Genomic DNA, 21,543 nt, shown 5'->3' with positions numbered 1-21,543 from the left:
TCATGGTTTTTGTCAGATTGATTGTTCCTTGCCTGTTTGTTGTCCTTGCCGGTTGCACCAGCCCGTCGACAGACTATCTGCGCCCTGATCTGCCGGAGGGGCCGACATGGTCTGCTTCGGTTGCCGCAGATACGGCGAATGCGAGTGCAGATCAGTGGTGGATTGCATTCGGAGATTCCGGACTTACCACCCTGATCAGCGAAGTGGTCAGTCGCAACAACGACATTTTCGCTGCGACCGTTCGTGCGCGCAGAGCGCGCCTGCAAGCCGACCTTGCGGCAAATGCCCTGTTCCCGAAGTTGAGCGGGACTCTTAACACTTCGAAGAGCCGGCCTCTTGAAGGAAGTGCGACTTCGACAGCATCTTCGTCTGCAGCAATCGGTGTTTCCTATGAAGTCGACTTGTGGGGGAAACTGGCGGCACAGCGCGACAGCACAAGCTTCGAGGCGGAGGCAACTGCCGAGGATTACGAAGCGGCGCGCCTGGCAATCATCGGCATGACGATCGAAACCTATTTCCGTATCGCCCATGCCAATGAGTCGGTTGCATCGGCTATAAACAGCCTTGATTATGTAGAGCAAATTCAGGATCTCGTGCGGAAGCAGGCAGAAGTCGGGGATGTTTCCGATCTGGAACTTAGAGAAAGCGAACAAGCTGTCGAGACTCAGGCGGCGCGAGTAGCGGAGTTGCAGCAGGCCCGCCTTGTTCTGCGCAATGTGCTTACGGTCCTTTTGAACGGTGCGCCAAACCCGGTTCCAGAACCGCAGAGCCTGCCGCGAAAGAAGTTTCCGGAGCTTGCAGCAGGGTTGCCCGCCGATCTGCTTGCCCGCCGTCCTGATCTTCGTGCAGCAGAAGCGCGGTTGCGGGGGACGTTGAAGAGCGTGGACGCGACGCGGACCAGCTTCTATCCGGGGATATCGCTTACCGGTGGGTTAGGGACCAGCAGCGATCAACTGATTTCCTTCGTCTCCAACCCGGTCGGAACCCTGGGAGCAGGTGCTGTCCTCTCATTCCTTAACCTGAAGGATATGAGTTTGACGATTGCGGTTTCAGAGACCCATTATGAAGAGGCCGTCACCGCATTTCGCAAAACTTTGCTGAACGCGTTTGCCGATGTGGCCAATGCGCTTGGTGCGCGCGCCAGCTATGGCGAGCAGTCACGCCGACTTGATAATGCCTATATGGCCGCGCTGGAAGTCGAGAAACTGACCGAGACACGTTATCGGGCTGGTGCGACCACCCTGCGCATCTGGCTTGATGCGCAGGAACGCCGTCGTTCTGCCGAAGTGGTTCTTGCCGATGTGCGGCTCGCACAGTTTGTCAATGAATCAACGCTTTACCGCGCGCTTGGCGGAAGTACTGCAATCGCTGATGAAGAGGTTGCGGCAGCACAATGATGAAGTGCGCTCTTTGATACAGATAAATTATCGGACTGCCTCTTGAGCTCGTTACACTGGAGTTCCTATTGCCGAACATCTCCACAAAACCTCGACAAAATCTTAACCTGCCCTCGACGTGGGAGGAGTAATCGTTGAGTGTTATTCTGGAACTCCGATGCCGGCATTGCTGGCAGATGCATGATGGAACTTTCAATCGGTTGTGAATAACCTGGGGTGAGATGCGCCTCAATCAAATGAATCCTTTTGGGTGAAAAGCCAAAGATCGAAAACATGTCCATGAACAATGCCTTGATCCTCATCATTGAGGACGAGCCCGAGATTGCGGAAATCATCGGGACTTACCTGTCACGCGAAGGATTCCGGGTTGTTACGGCTGGTGATGGAACGGTCGGGCTTGCCCATCATCAGCGCTTGCGGCCCGACCTTGTGGTGCTGGATATCAAGCTGCCGGGGCAGGACGGTTATGAAGTGCTGGCGGCGATCCGTCGACGTGGTGACACGCCCGTCATCATGGTAACGGCGCTTGCCGAGGATCTCGACAAGTTGCAGGCGCTACGTATTGGTGCAGACGATTATGTCGTTAAACCGTTCAACCCGCTTGAGGTTGTGGCGCGTGTTAAGGCGGTCTTGCGGCGAACCATTGCCCGTGATGACGGGCAAATGTTGCGCGTCGGACCATTGACCATTGATCCACAGGCCTATCGGGTGGAGGTCGAAAGCGCGGCGGGACCGGTTGTGCTCGGCCTTACCAGAACCGAATTTCGCATTCTGGCTTATATGGCCTTGAGGATTGGCAGGGTGTTCGAGCGCTCGGAACTGGTCGATGCGTGCCTGCCGGAGGGTGAGGCGCTGGATCGGACAGTCGACAGCCATGTCAGCAATCTGCGGCGCAAACTGGCTGCTGCCGGGGCGGATGGCATGCTCGTCGGTGTCCGTGGTGTCGGTTATCGACTGGACAACACCCATGGCTAGAAATCTGAATTCCCGCATCGTTCGTGCGATGATTTCGCTTACATTGCTTGCTTTCACCGTCGTTTATTTCGGGTTAACGGCGTATTTCTTCTTCATTTATGAATGGCTTTATCCGGATTTCACCGACGACGACATCCTGCGCACCGGTGATATCGTAACGTTGGGCCTTCTTCTGGGGATCGGCATATTAACCGCCTCTTTGTTGGGGTGGGTTCTGGCACGACGGATTGTGGATCCTTTGAAATCTGTTGCCGCGGCTGCGCGCAAGGTGGCGAATGGGGATTTTTCGGCGCGCGCCTCATTGAGCCGGGGCAATTTTGGCGAGGCGAGCGATCTGGTTGACGATTTCAATCAGATGGCAGGGCGACTGCAACGTGCCGAGGCCGAGTTGAAATATTCTAACTCGGCCATTGCACATGAATTGCGAACGCCTTTGACCATTCTGCGTGGGCGGCTCCAGGGGTTGCTGGATGGTGCCTTCGCCCCCAGTCCGGAACTGTATGGTCGCCTGATTAACCATGTGGATGATCTGTCGGCCATCGTCGAGGAGTTGCGGACACTGGCGCTGAGCAATGCAGGGCAGCTCGATCTGCAATATTCACGTCTTGATCTGGCGGTGGAGGCCGAGGCGGCGCTCCTTTCGCTTGAGGATCATTTCAGCAAGGCCGGGATCACGGTAATGCGCCAGTTGTCCAGCGCCGTCGTCAGTGCTGACCGCGCGCGATTGAGGCAGGCTTTCGTGGCGGTTCTGGAAAATTGCTGTCGTTACGCGCCGCAAAGTACGGTGCATGTCGAGACCGGTGTGGCAGGACAGTATGTCTTTTTCCGTTGCACGGATACAGGACCGGGCCTTCCTGAAGAAAGCCGCACGCGTGCCTTCGAGCGGTTCTGGCGTGCGGACGACTCACGGGGGCGTAGCGGTGGTGGTTCCGGCCTGGGCTTGCCAATTGTCAGGGCGATTGCCCGGGCGCATGGAGGAGATGCGTCGATATTCCCTTCTGATCATCCTGGTCTTGCCGTCGAAATCCGGCTGCCGTGCCAAGTGTTACCTTTCGTCTGATTGTACCAATGTCCAAACATCTTCCTTATTCCGACGACTATACCGACCTTGCGGCGCGGCATGTTTCCATGCGGCGTATATTGTCGCTGTTCATTCCTTACCGGAAACGGATCGCAGCGGTCATATTGCTTATGATCATGTCCTCAGCGGTCGGTCTGGCGGGACCGTTCCTGTTGCGGGCGATCATTGACGAAGCTTTGCCCGCCAATGATATCAAACTGCTTGTCGGGCTGGTGGGAGGTATGGTCATCGTCGCCCTGCTTTCGGCGGCGGTCGGTGCCTATCAGGTGATCCTCATGTCACGTATCGGACAGGCGGTTCTGCATGCCTTGCGGGTGCGGCTTTACACCCATCTCCAAAGCCTTTCGTTGCGGTTCTTTACCGGAACGCGTGTGGGCGAGGTTCAGTCGCGCATCGCCAGTGATATCGATGGACTGCAATCGTTGGTAACGGAAACTGCCAACGAACTTGGTCGTTCGCTCAGTGCGGTTGTCATGACGGCCATTGCCATCGTGATCCTTGACTGGCGGTTGGCACTTTTTGTTCTGTTCGTGGTGCCGGGAACGATCCTGATCAGTAACCGCGTTGCCCGTATGCGCGAAGCGTTGACCTACCAGCAGCAGGCGCGCGCCGCCGACATTTCCGTGGCGGTGCAGGAAACGCTTTCGGCCTCGGGTGTCATCCTTGCCCGCACGATGGGAAGGGGTCCACATCTTGTACAACGGTTCACCCGGATATCGGGAGACCTGGCGAAACTTGAGGTGAAGTCACATACCGCCGGTGAATGGCAGTGGTCCCTGATCAGCTTTGCGCTGGCCGTCCTGCCGGCGATGACGTTGCTGGCGGGGGGGCTGCTGATGCAGACAGACAATCCTGCCACCATCGGTACGCTGGTTGCGATGATCGCGTTACAGGAACAGCTATTGTGGCCTTTCGAGCAATTGTTGGAAATCGGCCGCGATACACGAAAAACACGTGCATTGTTTGCCCGGGTTTTCGAGTATCTGGACATGCCGGTTGAGATCACCGAGAAACCGGCACCCGTTACAATTCGCCGTTCGGACATGCGCGGTCAGGTAGAGCTGGAGCATGTCAGTTTTGCCTACCATGAGGATGGCCCGACTGCTGTGTATGACATAAGCCTCATGATTCCCGCAGGCAGCAATGTCGCGATAGTCGGCCCGACGGGTTCGGGCAAGACGACACTGGGATACTTGCTGGCGCGGCTTTACGATGTGGATAGTGGTGCCATCCGGTTTGATGGCGTGGATCTGCGCGATCTCAGTTTTCAATCGCTGTCCGAAATGGTGGGGGTCGTTCCGCAAGAGCCCTATCTGTTCCATGCCTCTGTGGCAGAGAACCTGCGCTTCGCAAAACCGGACGCGACCGAGGCCGAACTGGTTGCGGCGGCAAAGATTGCCCAGATTCACGACCATATCGCGTCGCTGCCTATGGGCTATGATACGCTGGTTGGTGAGGATGGATACCGATTTTCCGGTGGCGAGAAACAGCGCTTGGTGCTGGCTCGCACCATCCTGCGCGACCCGCCTGTGCTTTTACTGGACGAGGCGACCAGTGCTCTTGATACACGTACGGAACGCGCGATGTCGTCTGCGTTGAACCACATGTCGAAAGGCCGGACAACGATTACCATCGCGCACCGGCTGTCCACCATCCGCCATGCGGACCAGATCGTGGTGATGAAAGCAGGACGCATCGCAGAGCAGGGGCGTCATGACCAACTGGTCGCTCTTGACGGTGTTTATGCGGATCTGTTGCGCGTGGTGTGACCTTGCAACAGCGTGCAACAGATCGCCTCTTATTCACGCAATAGCTTGATCCGCAGCCTTTGAGCGCTTCGGATGTGATGTCTTGCATCGGTATCGGCCTGATCGGCGTTGCCGGACCGGATGCTGTCGATAATGTTCTTATGTTCCTGATAGGCACTTTCGGGGCGGCCGTCATATTGAAGCGTCGTACCGCCCAGAAGCGCCATTGAATTCGATAAAGAATTAAGTGCATCAATAAGATAGCGATTGTTCGCCGTTCTATACAGCGCCTGATGAAACAGCCGGTTTGCTTCTGCAACTTTCACCGGGTCCTGCCCGTTTTTCAGCATCAGTTCATTGAGATCTTCCAGTTCGGCGATTTCAAGCTCTGATGCGTGGCGCGCGGCATAACGGGCGGCCGTTCCTTCCAAAACTTCGCGAATTTCATACAGCTCGATCACTTCGCGATGATCGAGTTCCTTGATGACGGCCCCGTGTCGCGGCATGTGGATCAGCAGCCCATCACTTTCCAGACGTCGAATGGCATCGCGCACCGGGGTGCGGCTGATTCCAAACCTTTCAGCAACTTCCACCTCGCGGATTCGGGTCCCCGGCTTGAGTTCGCCATGCTGGATGGCTGCCAGAAGCTTTTGATAGGCAACTTCCCCGCGGGGCTGGTGATCGGCGGAATCTGGGCTCATGAGAAGGCACCTGCTTTGTTCTGTCTGGTTTTTAACTTGACACAAGCATGCTGAAATCTCAAGGTTGGAGACAATTGTATACAAGAGTATCCATTAAAATACGAAAAGAGGTGGAGACGCCGTGAAAACTGAATCCGATCATTATGATGTCCTTGTCGCGGGCGGCGGGCAGGCGGGGCTGATTGCCGCGATTGTTGCTGCGGAAAAAGGCGCGCGCGTCTGTCTGCTGGAAGGGGCACCCAGAACCCATCGCGGCGGGAATACCCGCCATACCCGCAATTTGCGACCCATGCATATTGGCCCCTTGTCGGTTTTGAGCGGCACTTATGACGAGGCGGAATACTGGGATGACCTGATGCGGGTGACCAAGGGGAAAACCAACGAAACACTCGCCCGCATGACCCTGCGCCAATCGACAGAAGCCGTTGACTGGCTTGAGGCGCGCGGTGTGCAGTTCCAGCCGCCACTTGGCGGAACCCTGCATTTGGGCCGAACGAATGCGTTCTTCATGGGCGGGGGCAAGCAACTGTTAAACGCCCTTTATCGGCATGCCGATAAGCTTGGCGTTGAAGTTCATTACGATGCGATGGTCACGTCCGTAGAGATTTCGGAAGGAAGATTTAAAAGCCTTCAGGTGGGTGATCACACCATTTCGGCAAATGCGTTCGTTGCGGCAGCCGGCGGATTTGAAGCGAATATCGAGTGGCTGAAAGAGGCATGGGGCGACATTGCCGAAAATTTCCTGATCCGGGGGACGCCCTATAATCGTGGTGATTTGCTGCGCATGCTGCTTGATGCCGGAGCCCGGCAGATCGGGGAACCCAATCAGTGCCATGCGGTGGCAATTGACGGGCGCGCGCCAAAGTTTGACGGCGGAATCTGCACGCGGGTTGACTGCGTGTCGCTTGGCATTGTGGTGAACAGGAATGCCGAGCGATTTTATGATGAAGGCGAGGATTTCTGGCCAAAGCGATATGCGATCTGGGGCCGTCTTGTTGCGGACCAACCTGATCAGGTGGCCCATGTGATTATTGACCAGAAGGCGCGTGGTGCCTTTATGCCCCCCGTTTTCCCGGCCGTGGTCGCCGATACGATTGGCGAATTGGCCCAAAAGATCGGTCTGGATCCCGCGACGCTTGAGAAAACCGTTGCCGACTATAACGCGGCGGTTCAACCGGGAAAATTTGATCATACCGAACTGGATGGGGTTCATACCAGCGGGCTTGTGGTGAACAAGACCAACTGGGCGCGGACACTCGATCATCCGCCCTATAGCGCCTATTGCCTGCGGCCGGGCATCACATTCACCTATCTCGGGGTAGAAGTCAGCGAAAAGGCGCAGATGCAGATGGCCGACGGGACCGAAAGCCCGAACATCTTTGCTGCGGGTGAAATTATGGCCGGAAACGTTCTGGGCCAAGGATATCTTGCCGGGATTGGCATGACGATTGGAAATGTGTTTGGACGAATTGCAGGAAGGGAGGCTGCCGATTATGCGCTCAACCGATAAAACAGCCGAAGCCGCCCGCGTTATGTCGATCTGCAATGCCTGCCGTTATTGCGAGGGACATTGTGCCGTTTTCCAAGCGATGGAACTGCGGTTGGAATTCAATTCCGATACGCTCGATTATCTGGCAAACCTTTGCCATAACTGCGGGGCCTGTTATCACAATTGCCAATATGCGCCGCCACACGAATTTCAGCTTAACGTTCCGGCCGCGATGGCGGAGCTCAGGCAGGAAAACTACGGCATTTACGCGTGGCCGGGCTTTATGGGCAAGCTGTTTGCCAATAACGGTCTTTGGGTCAGTTTTCTGTCAATCGTTGTGATCACGCTTTTTCTGGGCGGAACGGCCATTCTAACCGGGGATGATTTCTTTTCAGCGCACGACAACGCATTTTACGGCGTGATTTCGCATGATGTCCTGGCCGCAATGTTTGGTGCGGTCGGTGGATTTGTGCTGCTTGCGCTGCTGGTTTCGATTGTCAAATTCTGGCGGACAATGAATTTGCCAAGTCCTTTCAGGCTTGATTATCCCCGCGTCATGCAGGGGATAAAAGATGCTCTTTCGCTGAAATATCTGGATGGTGGCAACGGGCAGGGATGCTCGTATCCAAGCGAAACGCCCTCCATGGCAAGGCGTTGGTTCCATCAGATGACATTCTGGGGCTTCATGCTGTGCTTTGCTGCCACATCGTCGGCCACGGTCTTGCATTATGGCTTCGATCTTCCCGCACCTTACGGGTATTTGAGCCTGCCCAAACTGTTTGGCATTCTGGGAGGACTTGGTCTTATTGTGGGGCCTGCGGGGCTGCTGATCCTGAAGGCCCGGGCAGATGCCGCCCCGAAAGGCAAAACGAACAAGGGTATGGATGTCAGTTTTCTGGTTCTGCTGTTTTTGACAAGTCTGACCGGACTTTGCCTGATGTTTGTGCGTGATACGCAATATGTCGGGGTGATGTTAAGCATCCATCTTGGTGTTGTGATGACGCTGTTTCTGTCCATGCCATATGGCAAGTTTGTGCATGGTTTTTATCGCCTGATCGCGCTGATTGTGTTTGCGGTCGAAAAGAACGATCACAAGCAGGTGGTGGGCGTTTGTCCGGACAAGAAAGCGGCCTGAATGTCAAAAGACAAAAGACCGGCGCACGACGTGCCGGTCTTTCGTCTGCAACGAGACAGATAGAACCGGTTAGCGCGGGAATGCAATCCGCACCTTGAGGCCGACACCGTCTTTGCCGTCTTCAAGGGACATAACGGCCTGATGTGCGTTGGCAACTTCTTTGACAATAGCCAGTCCAAGGCCACATCCTTGTCCGTTTTGCTCATCAAGGCGCACGAACCGTTCCAGAACCGTATCGCGGTCTTTTTCCGGGATACCGGGGCCGTTGTCTTCAACCTCGAGAACCGGACCTACAGCAACGCCGCGACCAATGACGCGCACCGTCACAATCGTACCGGGATTGCCATAGACGATTGCATTCTCGATCAGGTTGCAAAGCATTTCCTGAAGCAGAACTTCGTTTCCTGTTTCAATTTCACAGCTCATGCCCTCGCTTTGATCGTCGAAGCCAAGATCAATATTGTGGCGGATGGCATGACGAACCATCCCGGATGTCACCGAGGCGGCAAGGGCCAAGAGATCAGTCTTCTCGTAGCGGACAGCCTTTCGGCCTTCCGGTGACACCCGCGCGAGGTTCAGAAGCTGGTTGGCAAGTCTGGCCGTCTGACGGGTTTGACTGACGATACGTTCAAGAGCTTGACGGTCTTGTTGGTCGCTGGCATTGCGCAAAGCCCATTCGGCTTCGGCCTGTACTGTCGCAAGCGGGGTACGTAGCTGGTGTGATGCATCGGCGATGAAACGCTGATTGGCCGTGATTGAGCTTTCCAGGCGTGCCAAAAGTGCATTTAGAGATCTGACGACCTCGGTGACTTCCTTGGGCATGGCATGGCGAATTGGCCGCAAATCATCAGTGGATCTGCGGCGGATTGCCTGTTGAAGGCGTCTTAGGGGGGCAAGTCCGCGTGAAACGCCGATCCACGCGAAAACGCCGCCGAGAAACATCAGAACCAGAAAATCAGTGGTCGATCCCAGAAGTTCGTCATAAATCAGATTATCGCGTTCACGACGGGTCTGGCTGACATCAATGGTGACCCAGCCATAGATGTTCGACGACGGATTGGAAACCAGATATTTCATGGTTACCGCGCGTACGTCCTCGTTGCGATAGTGTGCGTTATAGAAATGGGGGACACCCGGTTCCAGAGTAATGCCAGCGGGCAGTCGTGGCAGACCAGAATCCCCCGTCACAAACGCCCCGTCCGGACCCTGTACGCGGTAATATGTGTTTTCGCGGGTGAATTGCTCGAGCAGCAGCTCGATATCACGCGATAGCAAATCGCCCCTTGAATTGATTGCATGTTCGGAAATCGTTACCGCCAGTGCAACCAGAAGCCGGTCCTGAATACGGTTGGCCATTTCGCTAACGGTCAGATAGTTTTTGGCCAGCAGCCCGAATGCCAGCATTAATCCAGGCAGCAAAAGCCAGCGCAGGAGCCTTGCGCGCAATGATGTTGATATGGCGGTAGCGTTTTCGGTCATTCGTCAATCATATAGCCAAGTCCGCGAATAGTCCGGACTTCGACATCACCTGATGCAATTTTTTTGCGCAGGCGACTGATGTAAAGTTCGATGGATTTTACGCTGGCCTCATCATCAAAACCGAACAGATGCAGGGCGATTTTTTCCTTGCTGATCACCTGGCTTACGTTCAGCAGCAGGATTTCCAGCACACCACGTTCGCGCGGTGTTAGCGAAACGGGCTGTCCATCAATCGTGACGGACCGGTCCACCGAATTGAATGTCAGTTTTCCAACCGTGATGGCGGGATTACGCTGCCCGATATTGCGTCGTAAAAGTGCGCGGGCACGGGCTTCGAGTTCCGATAGCTCGAACGGTTTGACCATATAATCGTCTGCCCCGGCATCCAGACCGGCGACACGTTCATCCAGATTGCCGCGTGCGGTCAGGATCATGACGGGCAAATTGATTTTGCGCGCGCGCACGGTTTTCAGAATTTCAATCCCGTCCAGTCCCGGAAGCGACAAATCGAGAATCAGAAGATCAAAGGTTTCTTGCAGAACAAGTCGAAGAGCATCTTCGCCATCATGAACCAGATCGACAGCATGATCGGTCTGCCGCAGGGCAGCAGCGATTTTGTCAGCCAGAACAAGGTTATCTTCTACGATCAGGATACGCATTCTGCCTAAATAACACCGAAAACGACTTCGAAAATGAAAAATTTGACCCTAGACAGCAAACTGACAGCTTTTTCGTTTAGATTTTGCGTCATAGGCAAACGGCACTCCCGGCAACGACCGGTCAGAAGAACAATAACAGCCGAAAGCCTGAATGGGAGGAAATCGACACTTGATGCATGTCTGTGCGTCACGCGCTTCTTCCTTCCGTTCGAGAGAAAACAACCGTTATGGAGGGAAAGCCCAATGTCATGGGGAAAAACCGTTAATCAATCATTCAAAACCGCGTGTGCGGCTGCGGCAATTGCTTTTGGCTTTGCCGGTACAGCAACCGCACAGGATGCCGACTTTGCCGGGGATCGTGTCGAACTGATTATTCCGTTCGGTGAAGGTGGGGGGACTGATACCTGGGGCCGGTTCTGGGCACCGTATTTCAGCGTCTTTCTGCCGGGAAACCCGACCGTTGTCGTCAAGAACATTCCGGGCGGCGGTTCGACTTCGGGGGCGAACCAGTTTGAAGCCCGCGCCAAACCTGATGGATTGACCGCCATCGGAACTTCCGGCTCAACCCAGTTTCCGTATCTGTTGCGCGACAAACGCGTGCAATATGAAATGCGTGACTGGCGCGTGGTTTTGGCTTCGCCGACGGGTGGTGTTGTTTATGTGAATTCCGATCTGGGTCTTAAGTCGGCTGCTGACATGAAAGCACTTGAAACCGTCAAGTTGCGTTATGGTAGTCAGGGCGCGACGTCCCTTGATCTGGTTCCGTTGCTAGCGTTTGAGCTGCTGGGACTTGATGTCGATGCCGTGTTTGGCATGAAAGGCCGAGGGGCCGGTCGTCTTGCCTTTGAGCGTGGCGAAGTCAACATCGATTACCAGACTTCGTCGGCGTTTATTAACAACGTTACACCACTTGTTGATATCGGCAGCGCTGTTCCGCTGTTCTCGTGGGGGGCGATCGACGATGACGGCAATATCGTGCGCGATCCTTCCTTCCCCGACCTGCCAAGTTTCCCGGAAGCATACGAGATGATGAAGGGTGAAAAACCTTCAGGTCCCGCCTGGGATGCTTACAAAGCCTTTTTCATTGCCGGTTTCCCGGCTCAGAAAATGGTCTTCCTGCCAAAAGATACGCCTGAGGAAATCGTGCAGGCCTATCGTGATGCCGCACAGGCCGCAACCCAAGATGAGAGCTTTGTCGCGGATCGACAGGCAACGCTTGGCGAATACAAACAGATCGTTGGCGAGCCTGCAGAGCGTATTTTCCGCACGGCTGTGAACGTTCCAGAAGAAGCCCGTGAGTGGGTGCAAAAATGGCTGACCGATAAATATTCGGTTCAGTTCTAACTGAAAATCTGAAGTCTCCCGTTTCCTGATCGGGGTGGCCTTGTCCACCCCGCTTTTTTCACCCTGCGACTGTCTGGTCGTTTCAAGGGAACGGGCGAACTTTGTCTTTTGACGGAGTTTCCTGATGCTTGATGCAATGATGACGGCACTGTCTCATTTCGCGCAGCCAACCCATCTGATGTATCTTTTGCTGGGGGTTGGAATGGGCATGATTGTCGGCATTCTGCCCGGTCTGGGCGGAATTGTCGGGCTGTCTCTTCTGTTACCTTTCATTTATGGCATGGACCAGATTTCGGCACTTGCCATGTTGATCGGTCTTGTTGCTGTTATCCCGACCTCGGATACCTTTACATCTGTCTTGATGGGGATACCGGGATCAAGTGCATCACAAGCAACAGTTCTTGATGGTTTTCCTTTGGCCAAAAAAGGCCATGGTGCCCGTGCGCTGGGGGCTGCATTTTCGGCATCCTTGGTCGGGGGACTGGTGGGGGCTGTTATCCTGACCGGCTTTGTCGTGATCGCGCGGCCTCTGATCCTGGCATTTGGTTCGGCCGAACTCTTTATGCTGGCTGTTCTTGGTCTGTCGATGGTCGGCGTTCTTGCCGGTAAAAGCCTGCCTAAAGGCGTGATTGCTGCGGGCCTTGGCTTGCTGCTGGGGGCGCTTGGTGCGGCTCCGGCCACCGGCGAACTCCGCATGAGCTTTGACTCTGTTTATCTGATGGATGGTCTGCCACTCGTCATTGTCGGGCTGGGCATGTTTGCGTTCCCTGAAATCATCGACCTGTGCCGGCAAAATCGATCTATTTCTGATAAGGGCACCCTTGGTCTGGGGTGGCGCGACGGCGTTCGGGATATGATCCGTCACAAATGGTTGTGCCTGCGTTGTGCCGGTCTTGGCAGTATTGTCGGGGCCCTGCCCGGGCTTGGCGGAAGTGTTGTCGACTGGATCGCCTATGGTCATGTGGTCCAGACCGCAAAAGACAAATCGCAATTCGGCAAGGGCGATATTCGTGGTGTCCTGGCACCGGAAAGCGCAAACAATGCCAAGGAGGGCGGCGGGCTTGTTCCCACGCTGCTGTTTGGTATTCCCGGATCGGGCAGCATGGCTGTTTTCCTTGGCGGTATGGTCCTGATTGGTCTTGAAGCCGGCCCTGCAATGGTCGGGCGCGATCTTGATATCACCTACACGATCATCTGGTCGCTTGCGATTGCCAATGTCGTTGGTGCTGGTGGTGCATTGCTGATTTCGCCTTTCGTTTCACGCCTGACGACAATCAAATACGGTTACCTTGCGCCGTTCATGATTACGGTGATCTGCTTTGCCGCGTTTCAGGCGACGCGTTCCCTTTCCGATATGATCGCCTTGTTGGTGCTTGGTGTTCTTGGCGTGCTGATGAAACGCTTTGGCTGGCCTCGCCCGGCGTTTCTGATTGGTTTTGTGCTCGCATCCAACACGGAAACCTATCTTTATCAGGCCCTGCAATTCTACAACTGGGAATTCTTGACCCGTCCAGGTGTGGTAATTATCGCGGCTTTGACAGTCATTTCCGTTCTTATGGGGATGCGCAAACACCCGGTAAATCCGGTTGAAGAAGAAGAAAGCAGCCATTCCCACAATCCGAAACGCTGGCCGCAAATCCTGTTTGCGGGCGTGCTTCTGGCGTTCTTTGCGTTCGGAATTTGGGATGCAACGCAGCATTCCTTCCTTGGCAGTGTCTTTACCGGTGCGGTTTCGGTGGTGATGTTCGTCGTTTCGGCGATTTTGATCTGGCAATTGATTGTATCGCCACCGTCCCATGCGGCCAATTTTGATCATGAATTTGACCTTGAACATCAGGACGTGAAGCCGACCGCAGGTCTTTGGCACTACGTTTTTTGGGTTGCCGGAATGGTTGCCGCAACCGCCGTGTTTGGGTTCCTGATTGCGATTACCGGGTTCTTCATGGCCTTCCTTCGGGTCAAGGCAAAGGCATCGTGGCTTCGGACGTTGCTTTTAACCGGGCTTGCGATTGGCGGGCTTTGTGTTCTTGCGTGGTCACTGGTTCTCGATTTCCCGGCCGGGATGCTTCAGGACCTGATTGAACTTCCCTGGCCGCTGGGGTGATCGACATGAAAAATACCGTGATTGTGAATGACCAACATGCCGTTCCCTGCGTCATGATGCGCGGCGGAACATCAAAAGGGCCGATCTTTTTGGCCAGTGATTTGCCCGAAGACGTTGCCGCGCGTGATCGTCTTTTGCTTGCGGCGATGGGGTCACCAGACAAACGTCAGATTGATGGAATTGGCGGTGCCGATACGTTAACCAGCAAATCATGCATTGTTGCGCCATCCAGCCGACCGGATGCAGATGTCGAGTTCCTGTTTGCCCAGGTAGCCATCGACAGGGCAGAGGTTGACGTAAATCCGAATTGCGGGAACATGACCGCGGCAGTTGCCCCGTTTGCGATTGAGGCCGGTTTGGTGCCGGTTACAGGGGATCAAACGCTGGTCCGCATTTACAATAAAAATGTCGGTGCATTGGTTGATGTCCTGGTTGCGACACCCGGCGGAAAGGTGACTTATAGCGGGGATGCGGCGATTGATGGCGTGCCCGGGACTGCGTCCCCGCTGATATTGCGGTTCAAGGATATCATGGGCAGCAAAACCGGTCGGCTCCTGCCAACGGGGAAACCGATCAACTATATCGACGGGCTTGAAGTGACCTGTATTGATGTGGCGGTTCCGATGGTGATGTTTCGCGCCCGCGATCTTGGAATAACGGGGAACGAAACAAAGGCGCAGCTTGACGGCAATGCAGAACTGATTGCGCGGATGGAAGCCGTGCGCCGCAAAGCATCGGAACTAATGGGGCTTGGCGATTGTACCGGTAAGGTTGTTCCGAAAATGGCCATTCTGTCCGAGCCGACAAAAGGTGGCGATATTACATCGCGCTATTTTGTGCCGCATAATTGCCATGCAACCCATGCGGTGACCGGTGCGATTTGTGTTGCCAGTTGCGCATCACTTTCAGGAAGCATCGTTGATGGTATGATCAGTCTCAAGGCCTTGCCGCAACAGTGGATTCAGATTGAACATCCAAGTGGCATGATTGCGGTGGAACTTACCATCGAAGGATCGGGACCAAATCTTTCGGTGATTTCCGGCGGGGTGATCCGCACCGCACGCCGGTTGTTTGAAGGTCGGGTTCTTGTTCCTGAAAATATTCTGACGGAGGTTTAGGGTCGTGGATGTTCTTTTATTGCCGGGCGACGGGATCGGACCGGAAATTACGGCTGTCACCCGCAATGTGCTTGAGGCATTGGATCGTTCGTTTTCGCTGGGATTAAAATTTACCAGCGAAGATGTCGGATTTGCATCATTGGAAAAACACGGTGCCACCATTACCCCGGAATTGATCGAGCGTGCCCGCAAGGCTGATCTGACCATTCTGGGACCGGTTGATACCGCGCATTATCCTCCGGCAGATCAGGGTGGGATCAATCCTTCTGCGGCATTGCGCATCAATCTTGATCTGTATGCCAATGTAAGGCCTTCGAAGGTGTTTGAAGGTCTTCCTGCTTTGGCCCGGAATATGGATCTAGTGATTGTGCGTGAGAACACAGAAGGTTTTTATGCCGATCGCACCATGTATGCGGGCACCGGCGAGGTGATGCCAACCCCTGATCTTGCGCTGGCGATGCGCAAGGTGACGCGCCAGGGAAGTTATCGGGTGTCGGCATTTGCTGCACGTCTTGCGGCCAAACGTCGCGGGCATCTGACCATTGTGCACAAAGCCAATGTTTTAAAACTTAGCGACGGTCTGTTTTTATCCGAAGCAGAGAAAGCCGCAGCCGAGCAGGGCGGACTTACGGTTCGCGAAGAACATGTTGATGCGATGGCATCACTTCTGGTCAGAACGCCAGATGCGTTTGACGTGATTGTAACGACCAACATGTTTGGCGACATCCTTTCGAATGAGGCGGCGGAGCTGGCCGGTGGGCTTGGGCTTTCCGGGTCACTCAATGTCGGGGATGAAAATGCGATTGCGCAGGCATCGCATGGTTCAGCCCCCGATATTGCAGGCAAGAATATCGCCAACCCCGTATCGCTTTTGCTGTCGACCGTTCTGCTTCTGGATTGGAAGGGGGCAGAAACCGGTCGCAGCGATTTGCAGCAGGCTGCAAACAGGCTGGATAAGACAATTTCCGAAATGCTGAAAAATCCGGAAACGCGAACAGCAGACCTTGCCGGATCATTGTCTTGTCGTGATTTTGGTTCGATTTTGGCCGATAGGCTTCGCTGAAAACTTATAAAAGAGCCCCTGTCGCAATGCGGACAGGGGCTTTCGAAACTTCAGTTGAAGCGCAATTCTATTCGTTTATGTGATTGAGAGCTTCGACGAGACACAGAAGCGCCATGGATTGGCCATAGCCAGTGGGGTGCAGGGGGATGTTCTTGTAGAATTCAAGGTCATGTCCCATGCGGGTGCCGTAGGAAACCTGTTGCACGACGCCATTACTGTCGATGTTGCCAAGCACGGCATGCAGAGCCTTTTGACCGGCCGTTTTCCAGCTTTCGGGGCCAAGGCCCAGCCGATATCCTTTGAGCAGCGCATAACCGATTGCAGAGGTTGCCGAGATTTCCTCGTAAGAAGTTGGATCATCGACCAGTGTGTGCCATGTGCCGTTTTGGGTCTGATAGTCGATCAGGCTTGATAGCTGTGCCTTGACAACCCATAGCAGATAGCGGCGTGTGGCGGCATCAAGATCGGCAAGATCAATAAGATCGAGTATTCCTGCCGAAATCCATGAATTGCCGCGCGCCCAGCGCGCACGGGCGAAATTGTGATTTCCATCGAAGGTCCAGCCATGGAACCACAGGCCGGTTTCGGGTTCGCAAAGATAGTGGGTGTGGACCAGAAACTGGAATTTGGCTTCGTCGATCAGGTCTTTTCGGCCGGAAGCCTGACCGTAGGATGCCAGAAACAGGGCGAGCATGAACAGGGTATCGTCCCACAGTTCGCCGTTATTGATCTTGTCTGAAACATCGTGCTGGAACCCGCCGGACGTGGTGCGCGGGGCTTCTGCGATCAGACGGTTTGCCCAATCGTCAAGAACAGGTTCCCATCGAGGATCCCGGGTCTGCTGCCACAGAATGGACAGGGCCAGCATGGGGGCTGTCGTGTTCACATTCTGGGGCGGCAGGCCCCGGGAAAGCTGTTTTTCGTACCAATTTTCCAGAATACTCCGCGCTTCTGCGTCTCTGGTCTGGAGCCAGAGTTGTGCAATTCCATACAGACCGACACCCTGTGGCCATTCCCAACTATCGAAACTGACATAATCACCGGCTGTTCCATCAAGGTTCGGCTCGTTGAATTGTCCTTCGTCTCGCAGGTTACGTAAGCCTGTCACTATCTGAGAGATTTTCTCTTTCAATTCGTGGTGAAGGCTGACGGTATCGGTTCCCATTATTATGTCTCGCTGTTTTTTCTGAAGGAATTTGGTGGCGCGGAGCGGAAAATTATTCGGTTTCGAGAATCTGGGTCAGAAGACCGCCGAAATCCGGATCGTTGCGATACTCGTCAAGCAGCGGCATGACTTTTTCGCGGAAGGGGGCCTGATCCGGGGAGACAAAGGTCACCCCCATCTTTTCTGCTTCTGCGGTCGAATCCTTGACGGCCTGGTCCCAGAGCGCACGGAAGGATTCAGTCGCGTTTAGAGCAGCTTCCTTGACGATGGCGTTCTGTTCGTCGGTGAGTTTTTCTGCCGCCGCGTTGGAGATCACCAGGAAGTCCGGAATGCGAAGATGTTCGTCCTGCGAATAGAATTTGGCGACTTCGCCGTGACGACCGATGGTCAAAGCCGTGACGTTGTTTTCCGCACCATCAATCACGCCCATTTGCAGGGCAGTATAGATTTCGGCGTAGGGCATCGGTGTCGGGGAGCCCCCCATCATTTCGACCATGCGGATCGAGCTGTTGGAGTTCAGAACCCGGATTTTCTGGCCAGCAAGGTCTTCTGGCGTATTGATCGGTTTATCGGTGGTATAGAACGAACGTGCGCCGCTGTCGAAGAAGGTCAGGCCGACAAAGCCGCTGCCTTCTGTGGCGTTATAGACCTCGTCTGCGACCGGTCCGGTCATGACGCGATAGAAATGGTCTTCGCCCTTGAAGATATAAGGCAGGGTGAATGCCTTGAATACCGGGTCAAAGTTTTCGAGGTTGCCTGCGCTCACACGGGTCATGTCAACCGCACCGTTCTGAAGCTGTTCGAGGACTTCGCGCTCGGACCCCAGAACCGCATTTAAGAACAGCTGAATGGTAACTTCGCCATCTGTACGTTCTTTGACTTCATCAGCAAATTGTTGCAGGGCGGTGCTGGTCGGGTGGTCCGCCGACAGCGAATTGGCCAGAGTCAAACGTGTTTTGGCCTCTGCCTGGCCGACCGCAAGAGTGGCGATTGCAGTTAAGGTCAAGGCAAGTTTCTGATATTTCATTGTTTTCCTCCCTTGGATTTTTTTCCGCCCGATTGGCGGTGACGAAAATGTCACCGCATTTCATCGATGACATGTGGATAAAACTGTCATTGTGAAAATAAAATTTCCATATGTAATAAATTTTCATTCGCGGGCGGCCAAGCAAACATGAGGAAACCGCGCGAAAGGGGCGTCGGCATTCACGTTTGGGACAGAGTGCGCGCCAATATCTTTGAGGTCAGAGATTTGTCCGGGTTTGATAATCTTTTGAATGTGATGGAGCGCAGTTTGGCTGCGCAGCGCCGGTTGCATCATCCTGCTTTAACGTGTAAGTCCGGTTCCGAAATGTTTATGAAAATAATTTTCAGATTGCAGATATTGTTTTCACATCGCATGGTCTGGGGATAATCGAAATAAAAAGAATGCCTGTCTGCGCCAGGCAACTTCGACGGAGGAAACGCGAAGTGTTGCAATCTCTCAAGCATGGTATTGAGCGCCTGCTGCTGGTGATTATTTCAATCACGTTGTGCTGCATGGTGGTCCTGATGCTGTGGCAGGTTTTCACCCGCTATGTGCTGGCAACGCCTGCCTTGTTCACGGAAGAAACGCTTCGATTTACGATGATCTGGATGGCGCTTCTGGGGTCGGCTTACTGTTTTGGCAGCCGTAAACATCTGTCGCTTGATCTGCTGGTTTTTCTGGGGCCGATGTGGTGGCGCAAAGGGCTGGCGATGCTGAACGGGCTTATTTCCATCGCATTTGCCAGCTTTACGATGCTGATCGGTGGCTGGGGGGCGAGCATGTCTGCAATGGCGCAGCTTTCGCCGATCATGCAGATCCCGATGGGGATGGTTTACCTTGCGGTTCCGGTGTCGGCGGGCCTGATCATTCTGTTGCAGGCCCTTAATATTATTCTGATCGGTCTGGGTCAACTGGCGCCGGTTGAAGAAGTGCAGGAGACAGTTTGAAATGGATGCGCTTGTTGATTTCATGCTTGATCCTGCGGGTGCGGCAATTGTGCTGTTTGCGCTGTTTTTCGGCCTTCTTGCCCTTGGAACACCGATTTCGATTGCAATTGGTGTTTCGTCGGTTGTGACGGGCTTTGCCTATTTGCCATCAAGCGTGATCAGTTTTGTCAGCGCCCAAAAGATGTTTTCGGGCATCGACAGTTTTACGCTTCTGGCCATCCCGTTTTTTGTGCTGGCGGGAAACATCATGAACAAGGGCGGTATCGCAATCCGCCTGATCAATCTGGCGAAGTTGCTGGGCGGGCGTATGCCCGGTGCATTGGCCCATACCAATGTGCTGGCCAATATGCTGTTTGGCTCGATTTCCGGGTCGTCCATTGCTGCTGCGGCCGCCGTTGGCGGGGTTATGGGGCCGTTGCAGCGCAAAGAGGGGTATGATCCCGCGTTTTCGGCAGCGGTGAATATTGCATCGGCGCCCACCGGTATTCTGATCCCGCCAAGCGGACCTTTAATCCTGTTTTCGCTGGTGTCTGGCGGGACGTCGATCTCCGCCCTGTTTCTTGGCGGGTATCTTCCGGGCATCCTGATGGGGCTATCGGTTATGATGGTCATTACCTTTTTTGCCATGCGTCGCGGTTATCGCACGGAAGGTAGTGTCGGCTGGTCGGAAATTCTGCATGTGACATGGCAGGCGTTGCCGCCGTTATTGATGATTATCCTGGTCATTGGTGGCATTGCGATCGGGGCTTTTACCGCGACAGAAGGTGCGGCGGTTGCCGTTCTGTATTCATTTGTTCTGTCGTTGATGTACCGGATGGCAAGCTTGCAGGAATATCTGGAAGCTTTGAAATCGTCGGCGGTTACGAGTTGTTCGATCCTGTTTCTGATCGCGGCATCGGGCATCATGTCCTATGTCATGACGATTGCCGGGATTCCCGATGTCATTGCCGAGACCATTCTGACCTTTGACAATCCCATTGTGATTTTGCTGGTGATGAATGTCTGTCTGCTGATCATCGGGTTTTTCATGGATCTGACGCCGGCAGTGTTGATTTTCACCCCGATCTTTTTGCCGATTGCGACCGAGATCGGCATTCATCCGGTGCATTTAGGGATCATCATGATCTTTAACCTTGGGGTTGGGTCGATGACACCACCGGTCGGGAGCGTCCTTTTTGTCGGGTGTGCGGTTGCCAATCTGCGCATTGATCAGGTGGTAAGGCCGATCCTGCCGTTCTTCTTTGCGACATCGGCGGCCTTGCTTCTGACCACTTATGTCCCCTGGATCACGTTGGCATTGCCGCGGTTCCTTGGGCTGATGTGACGTTCACCCATACCTAATCCTATCCAAGCGGAGTTATATCATGAATGCGTTCTCGCTGAGCGGTCGAAAAGCTTTGGTAACCGGTGCCAATGCCGGAATAGGGCAGGCTATTGCCGTCGCCATGGCACGCGCAGGTGCGGAAGTTGTCTGTGCAGGACGGCGAAGCTGTAGCGAAACGGTTGCAATGGTCGGTGATGCGGGCGGTGTCGCAAGCGAGGTCATTGTTGATTTTGCTGATCCGATGGCGGGGGCGGCCCTGTTTGAGGGTGCCAATATCGACATTCTGGTCAATAATGCGGGGATTATCCGCCGCGCCGATTGCATCGATTTTACCGAAGAAGACTGGGACGCCGTCATGGATGTGAATGCCAAGGCGGTGTTCTTTACCGCGCAGGCATTTGCCAGGGAGGTCTTTGCGCGCGGCGGGCAGGGCAAGATTGTGAATATCGCGTCGCTTTTATCGTTTCAGGGGGGTATTCGGGTTCCGTCCTACACCACATCCAAGCATGGTGTGGCCGGTTTGACCCGTATTCTGGCAAATGAGTGGACGGCACGCGGTATCAATGTGAATGCGATTGCGCCGGGCTATATCGCGACAAGCAATACACAGGCGTTGCGTGATGATCCTGATCGGTCTGCGGCCATTCTGGAACGTATTCCGGCAGGGCGTTGGGGACGTCCTGATGATATCGCGGAAACAGCGGTTTATCTGGCAGCGCCCGCGTCTGATTATGTTTCAGGTGCCATTTTGAATGTTGATGGTGGCTGGCTTGCGCGATAGGGCGGT

General features: G+C 54.5%; 18 protein-coding genes. 13 read left to right on the top strand and 5 right to left on the bottom strand.

Going from position 1 to position 21,543, the window contains the following annotated elements; all coding sequences use genetic code 11:
- Nucleotides 1-2: 2 nt before the first annotated feature.
- The 4 genes from IT971_RS14615 (at nt 3) to IT971_RS14600 (ending at nt 5,222) form a co-directional block, all read left to right on the top strand.
- Nucleotides 3-1,397: an efflux transporter outer membrane subunit gene (locus IT971_RS14615; RefSeq protein ID WP_063095505.1), complete on the top strand. Its 1,395-nt coding sequence runs from the start codon at nt 3-5 to the stop codon at nt 1,395-1,397.
- Nucleotides 1,398-1,670: 273 nt separating this feature from the next.
- Nucleotides 1,671-2,372, top strand: a complete 702-nt coding sequence (locus IT971_RS14610; protein WP_223305178.1) for a response regulator — start codon at nt 1,671-1,673, stop codon at nt 2,370-2,372.
- Nucleotides 2,365-3,432: an ATP-binding protein gene (locus tag IT971_RS14605; RefSeq protein WP_063095507.1), complete on the top strand. Its 1,068-nt coding sequence runs from the start codon at nt 2,365-2,367 to the stop codon at nt 3,430-3,432. Before IT971_RS14610 ends, IT971_RS14605 begins: the two co-directional genes overlap by 8 nt.
- Before the next feature lie 8 nt (nt 3,433-3,440).
- Complete coding sequence (locus IT971_RS14600; RefSeq protein ID WP_063095509.1) at nt 3,441-5,222, top strand: ABC transporter ATP-binding protein; 1,782 nt, start codon at nt 3,441-3,443, stop codon at nt 5,220-5,222.
- 29 nt (nt 5,223-5,251) lie between these two features.
- On the opposite strand, the gene IT971_RS14595 is transcribed toward IT971_RS14600, so the two are convergent.
- Complete coding sequence (locus tag IT971_RS14595; protein ID WP_037992798.1) at nt 5,252-5,902, bottom strand: GntR family transcriptional regulator; 651 nt, start codon at nt 5,900-5,902, stop codon at nt 5,252-5,254.
- 121 nt (nt 5,903-6,023) lie between these two features.
- Between IT971_RS14595 and tcuA the strand changes: the two genes are divergently transcribed.
- Entirely contained in the window at nt 6,024-7,412 is a 1,389-nt protein-coding gene (tcuA, locus tag IT971_RS14590) for an FAD-dependent tricarballylate dehydrogenase TcuA (RefSeq protein ID WP_063095511.1), read from the top strand.
- Nucleotides 7,396-8,526 (top strand): tricarballylate utilization 4Fe-4S protein TcuB, encoded by a 1,131-nt coding sequence (gene tcuB, locus IT971_RS14585; RefSeq protein ID WP_065702067.1) that lies wholly within the window; start codon nt 7,396-7,398, stop codon nt 8,524-8,526. Before tcuA ends, tcuB begins: the two co-directional genes overlap by 17 nt.
- 69 nt (nt 8,527-8,595) lie before the next feature.
- On the opposite strand, the gene IT971_RS14580 is transcribed toward tcuB, so the two are convergent.
- Both IT971_RS14580 and IT971_RS14575 read right to left on the bottom strand, forming a co-directional pair.
- On the bottom strand, nt 8,596-10,005 hold the full coding sequence (locus IT971_RS14580; protein WP_051682455.1) for a sensor histidine kinase: 1,410 nt from the start codon (nt 10,003-10,005) through the stop codon (nt 8,596-8,598).
- On the bottom strand, nt 10,002-10,664 hold the full coding sequence (locus IT971_RS14575) for a response regulator transcription factor (protein ID WP_062947915.1): 663 nt from the start codon (nt 10,662-10,664) through the stop codon (nt 10,002-10,004). Before IT971_RS14575 ends, IT971_RS14580 begins: the two co-directional genes overlap by 4 nt.
- 243 nt (nt 10,665-10,907) lie before the next feature.
- Here IT971_RS14575 and IT971_RS14570 point away from each other — a divergent pair, with 243 nt between their 5' ends.
- From IT971_RS14570 to IT971_RS14555, 4 genes are all read left to right on the top strand, one after another.
- Entirely contained in the window at nt 10,908-12,008 is a 1,101-nt protein-coding gene (locus IT971_RS14570; protein WP_037992793.1) for a tripartite tricarboxylate transporter substrate binding protein, read from the top strand.
- A 124-nt stretch (nt 12,009-12,132) separates the two neighbouring features.
- Entirely contained in the window at nt 12,133-14,112 is a 1,980-nt protein-coding gene (locus tag IT971_RS14565; RefSeq protein ID WP_063095515.1) for a tripartite tricarboxylate transporter permease, read from the top strand.
- 5 nt (nt 14,113-14,117) lie between these two features.
- On the top strand, nt 14,118-15,230 hold the full coding sequence (locus IT971_RS14560; protein WP_051682459.1) for a 4-oxalomesaconate tautomerase: 1,113 nt from the start codon (nt 14,118-14,120) through the stop codon (nt 15,228-15,230).
- A 4-nt stretch (nt 15,231-15,234) separates the two neighbouring features.
- Complete coding sequence (locus tag IT971_RS14555) at nt 15,235-16,293, top strand: isocitrate/isopropylmalate dehydrogenase family protein (RefSeq protein WP_063095516.1); 1,059 nt, start codon at nt 15,235-15,237, stop codon at nt 16,291-16,293.
- A gap of 67 nt (nt 16,294-16,360) precedes the next feature.
- Here IT971_RS14555 and IT971_RS14550 read toward each other — a convergent pair whose 3' ends face one another.
- Both IT971_RS14550 and IT971_RS14545 read right to left on the bottom strand, forming a co-directional pair.
- Nucleotides 16,361-17,401: a glycoside hydrolase family 105 protein gene (locus IT971_RS14550; protein ID WP_196871071.1), complete on the bottom strand. Its 1,041-nt coding sequence runs from the start codon at nt 17,399-17,401 to the stop codon at nt 16,361-16,363.
- A gap of 109 nt (nt 17,402-17,510) precedes the next feature.
- Nucleotides 17,511-18,485, bottom strand: coding sequence for a TRAP transporter substrate-binding protein (locus tag IT971_RS14545; protein WP_063095521.1), 975 nt, complete (start codon nt 18,483-18,485; stop codon nt 17,511-17,513).
- Between the two features lie 446 nt (nt 18,486-18,931).
- Here IT971_RS14545 and IT971_RS14540 point away from each other — a divergent pair, with 446 nt between their 5' ends.
- Genes IT971_RS14540 through kduD form a run of 3 tightly spaced genes read left to right on the top strand, consistent with a single transcriptional unit; the run spans nt 18,932 to nt 21,537 of the window.
- Nucleotides 18,932-19,432, top strand: coding sequence for a TRAP transporter small permease (locus tag IT971_RS14540; protein ID WP_196871070.1), 501 nt, complete (start codon nt 18,932-18,934; stop codon nt 19,430-19,432).
- Nucleotide 19,433: 1 nt separating this feature from the next.
- Entirely contained in the window at nt 19,434-20,756 is a 1,323-nt protein-coding gene (locus tag IT971_RS14535) for a TRAP transporter large permease (protein ID WP_223305176.1), read from the top strand.
- A gap of 40 nt (nt 20,757-20,796) precedes the next feature.
- Nucleotides 20,797-21,537: a 2-dehydro-3-deoxy-D-gluconate 5-dehydrogenase KduD gene (gene kduD / locus IT971_RS14530; RefSeq protein ID WP_063095525.1), complete on the top strand. Its 741-nt coding sequence runs from the start codon at nt 20,797-20,799 to the stop codon at nt 21,535-21,537.
- The last annotated feature ends 6 nt before the right edge of the window (nt 21,538-21,543 follow it).

The sequence above is a fragment of the Thalassospira sp. B30-1 genome, from assembly GCF_015767575.1.
GTDB lineage: Bacteria > Pseudomonadota > Alphaproteobacteria > Rhodospirillales > Thalassospiraceae > Thalassospira > Thalassospira xiamenensis.
Note: the sequence above shows the minus strand (reverse complement) of the source record. Positions and strands in the feature narration are given on the sequence as shown.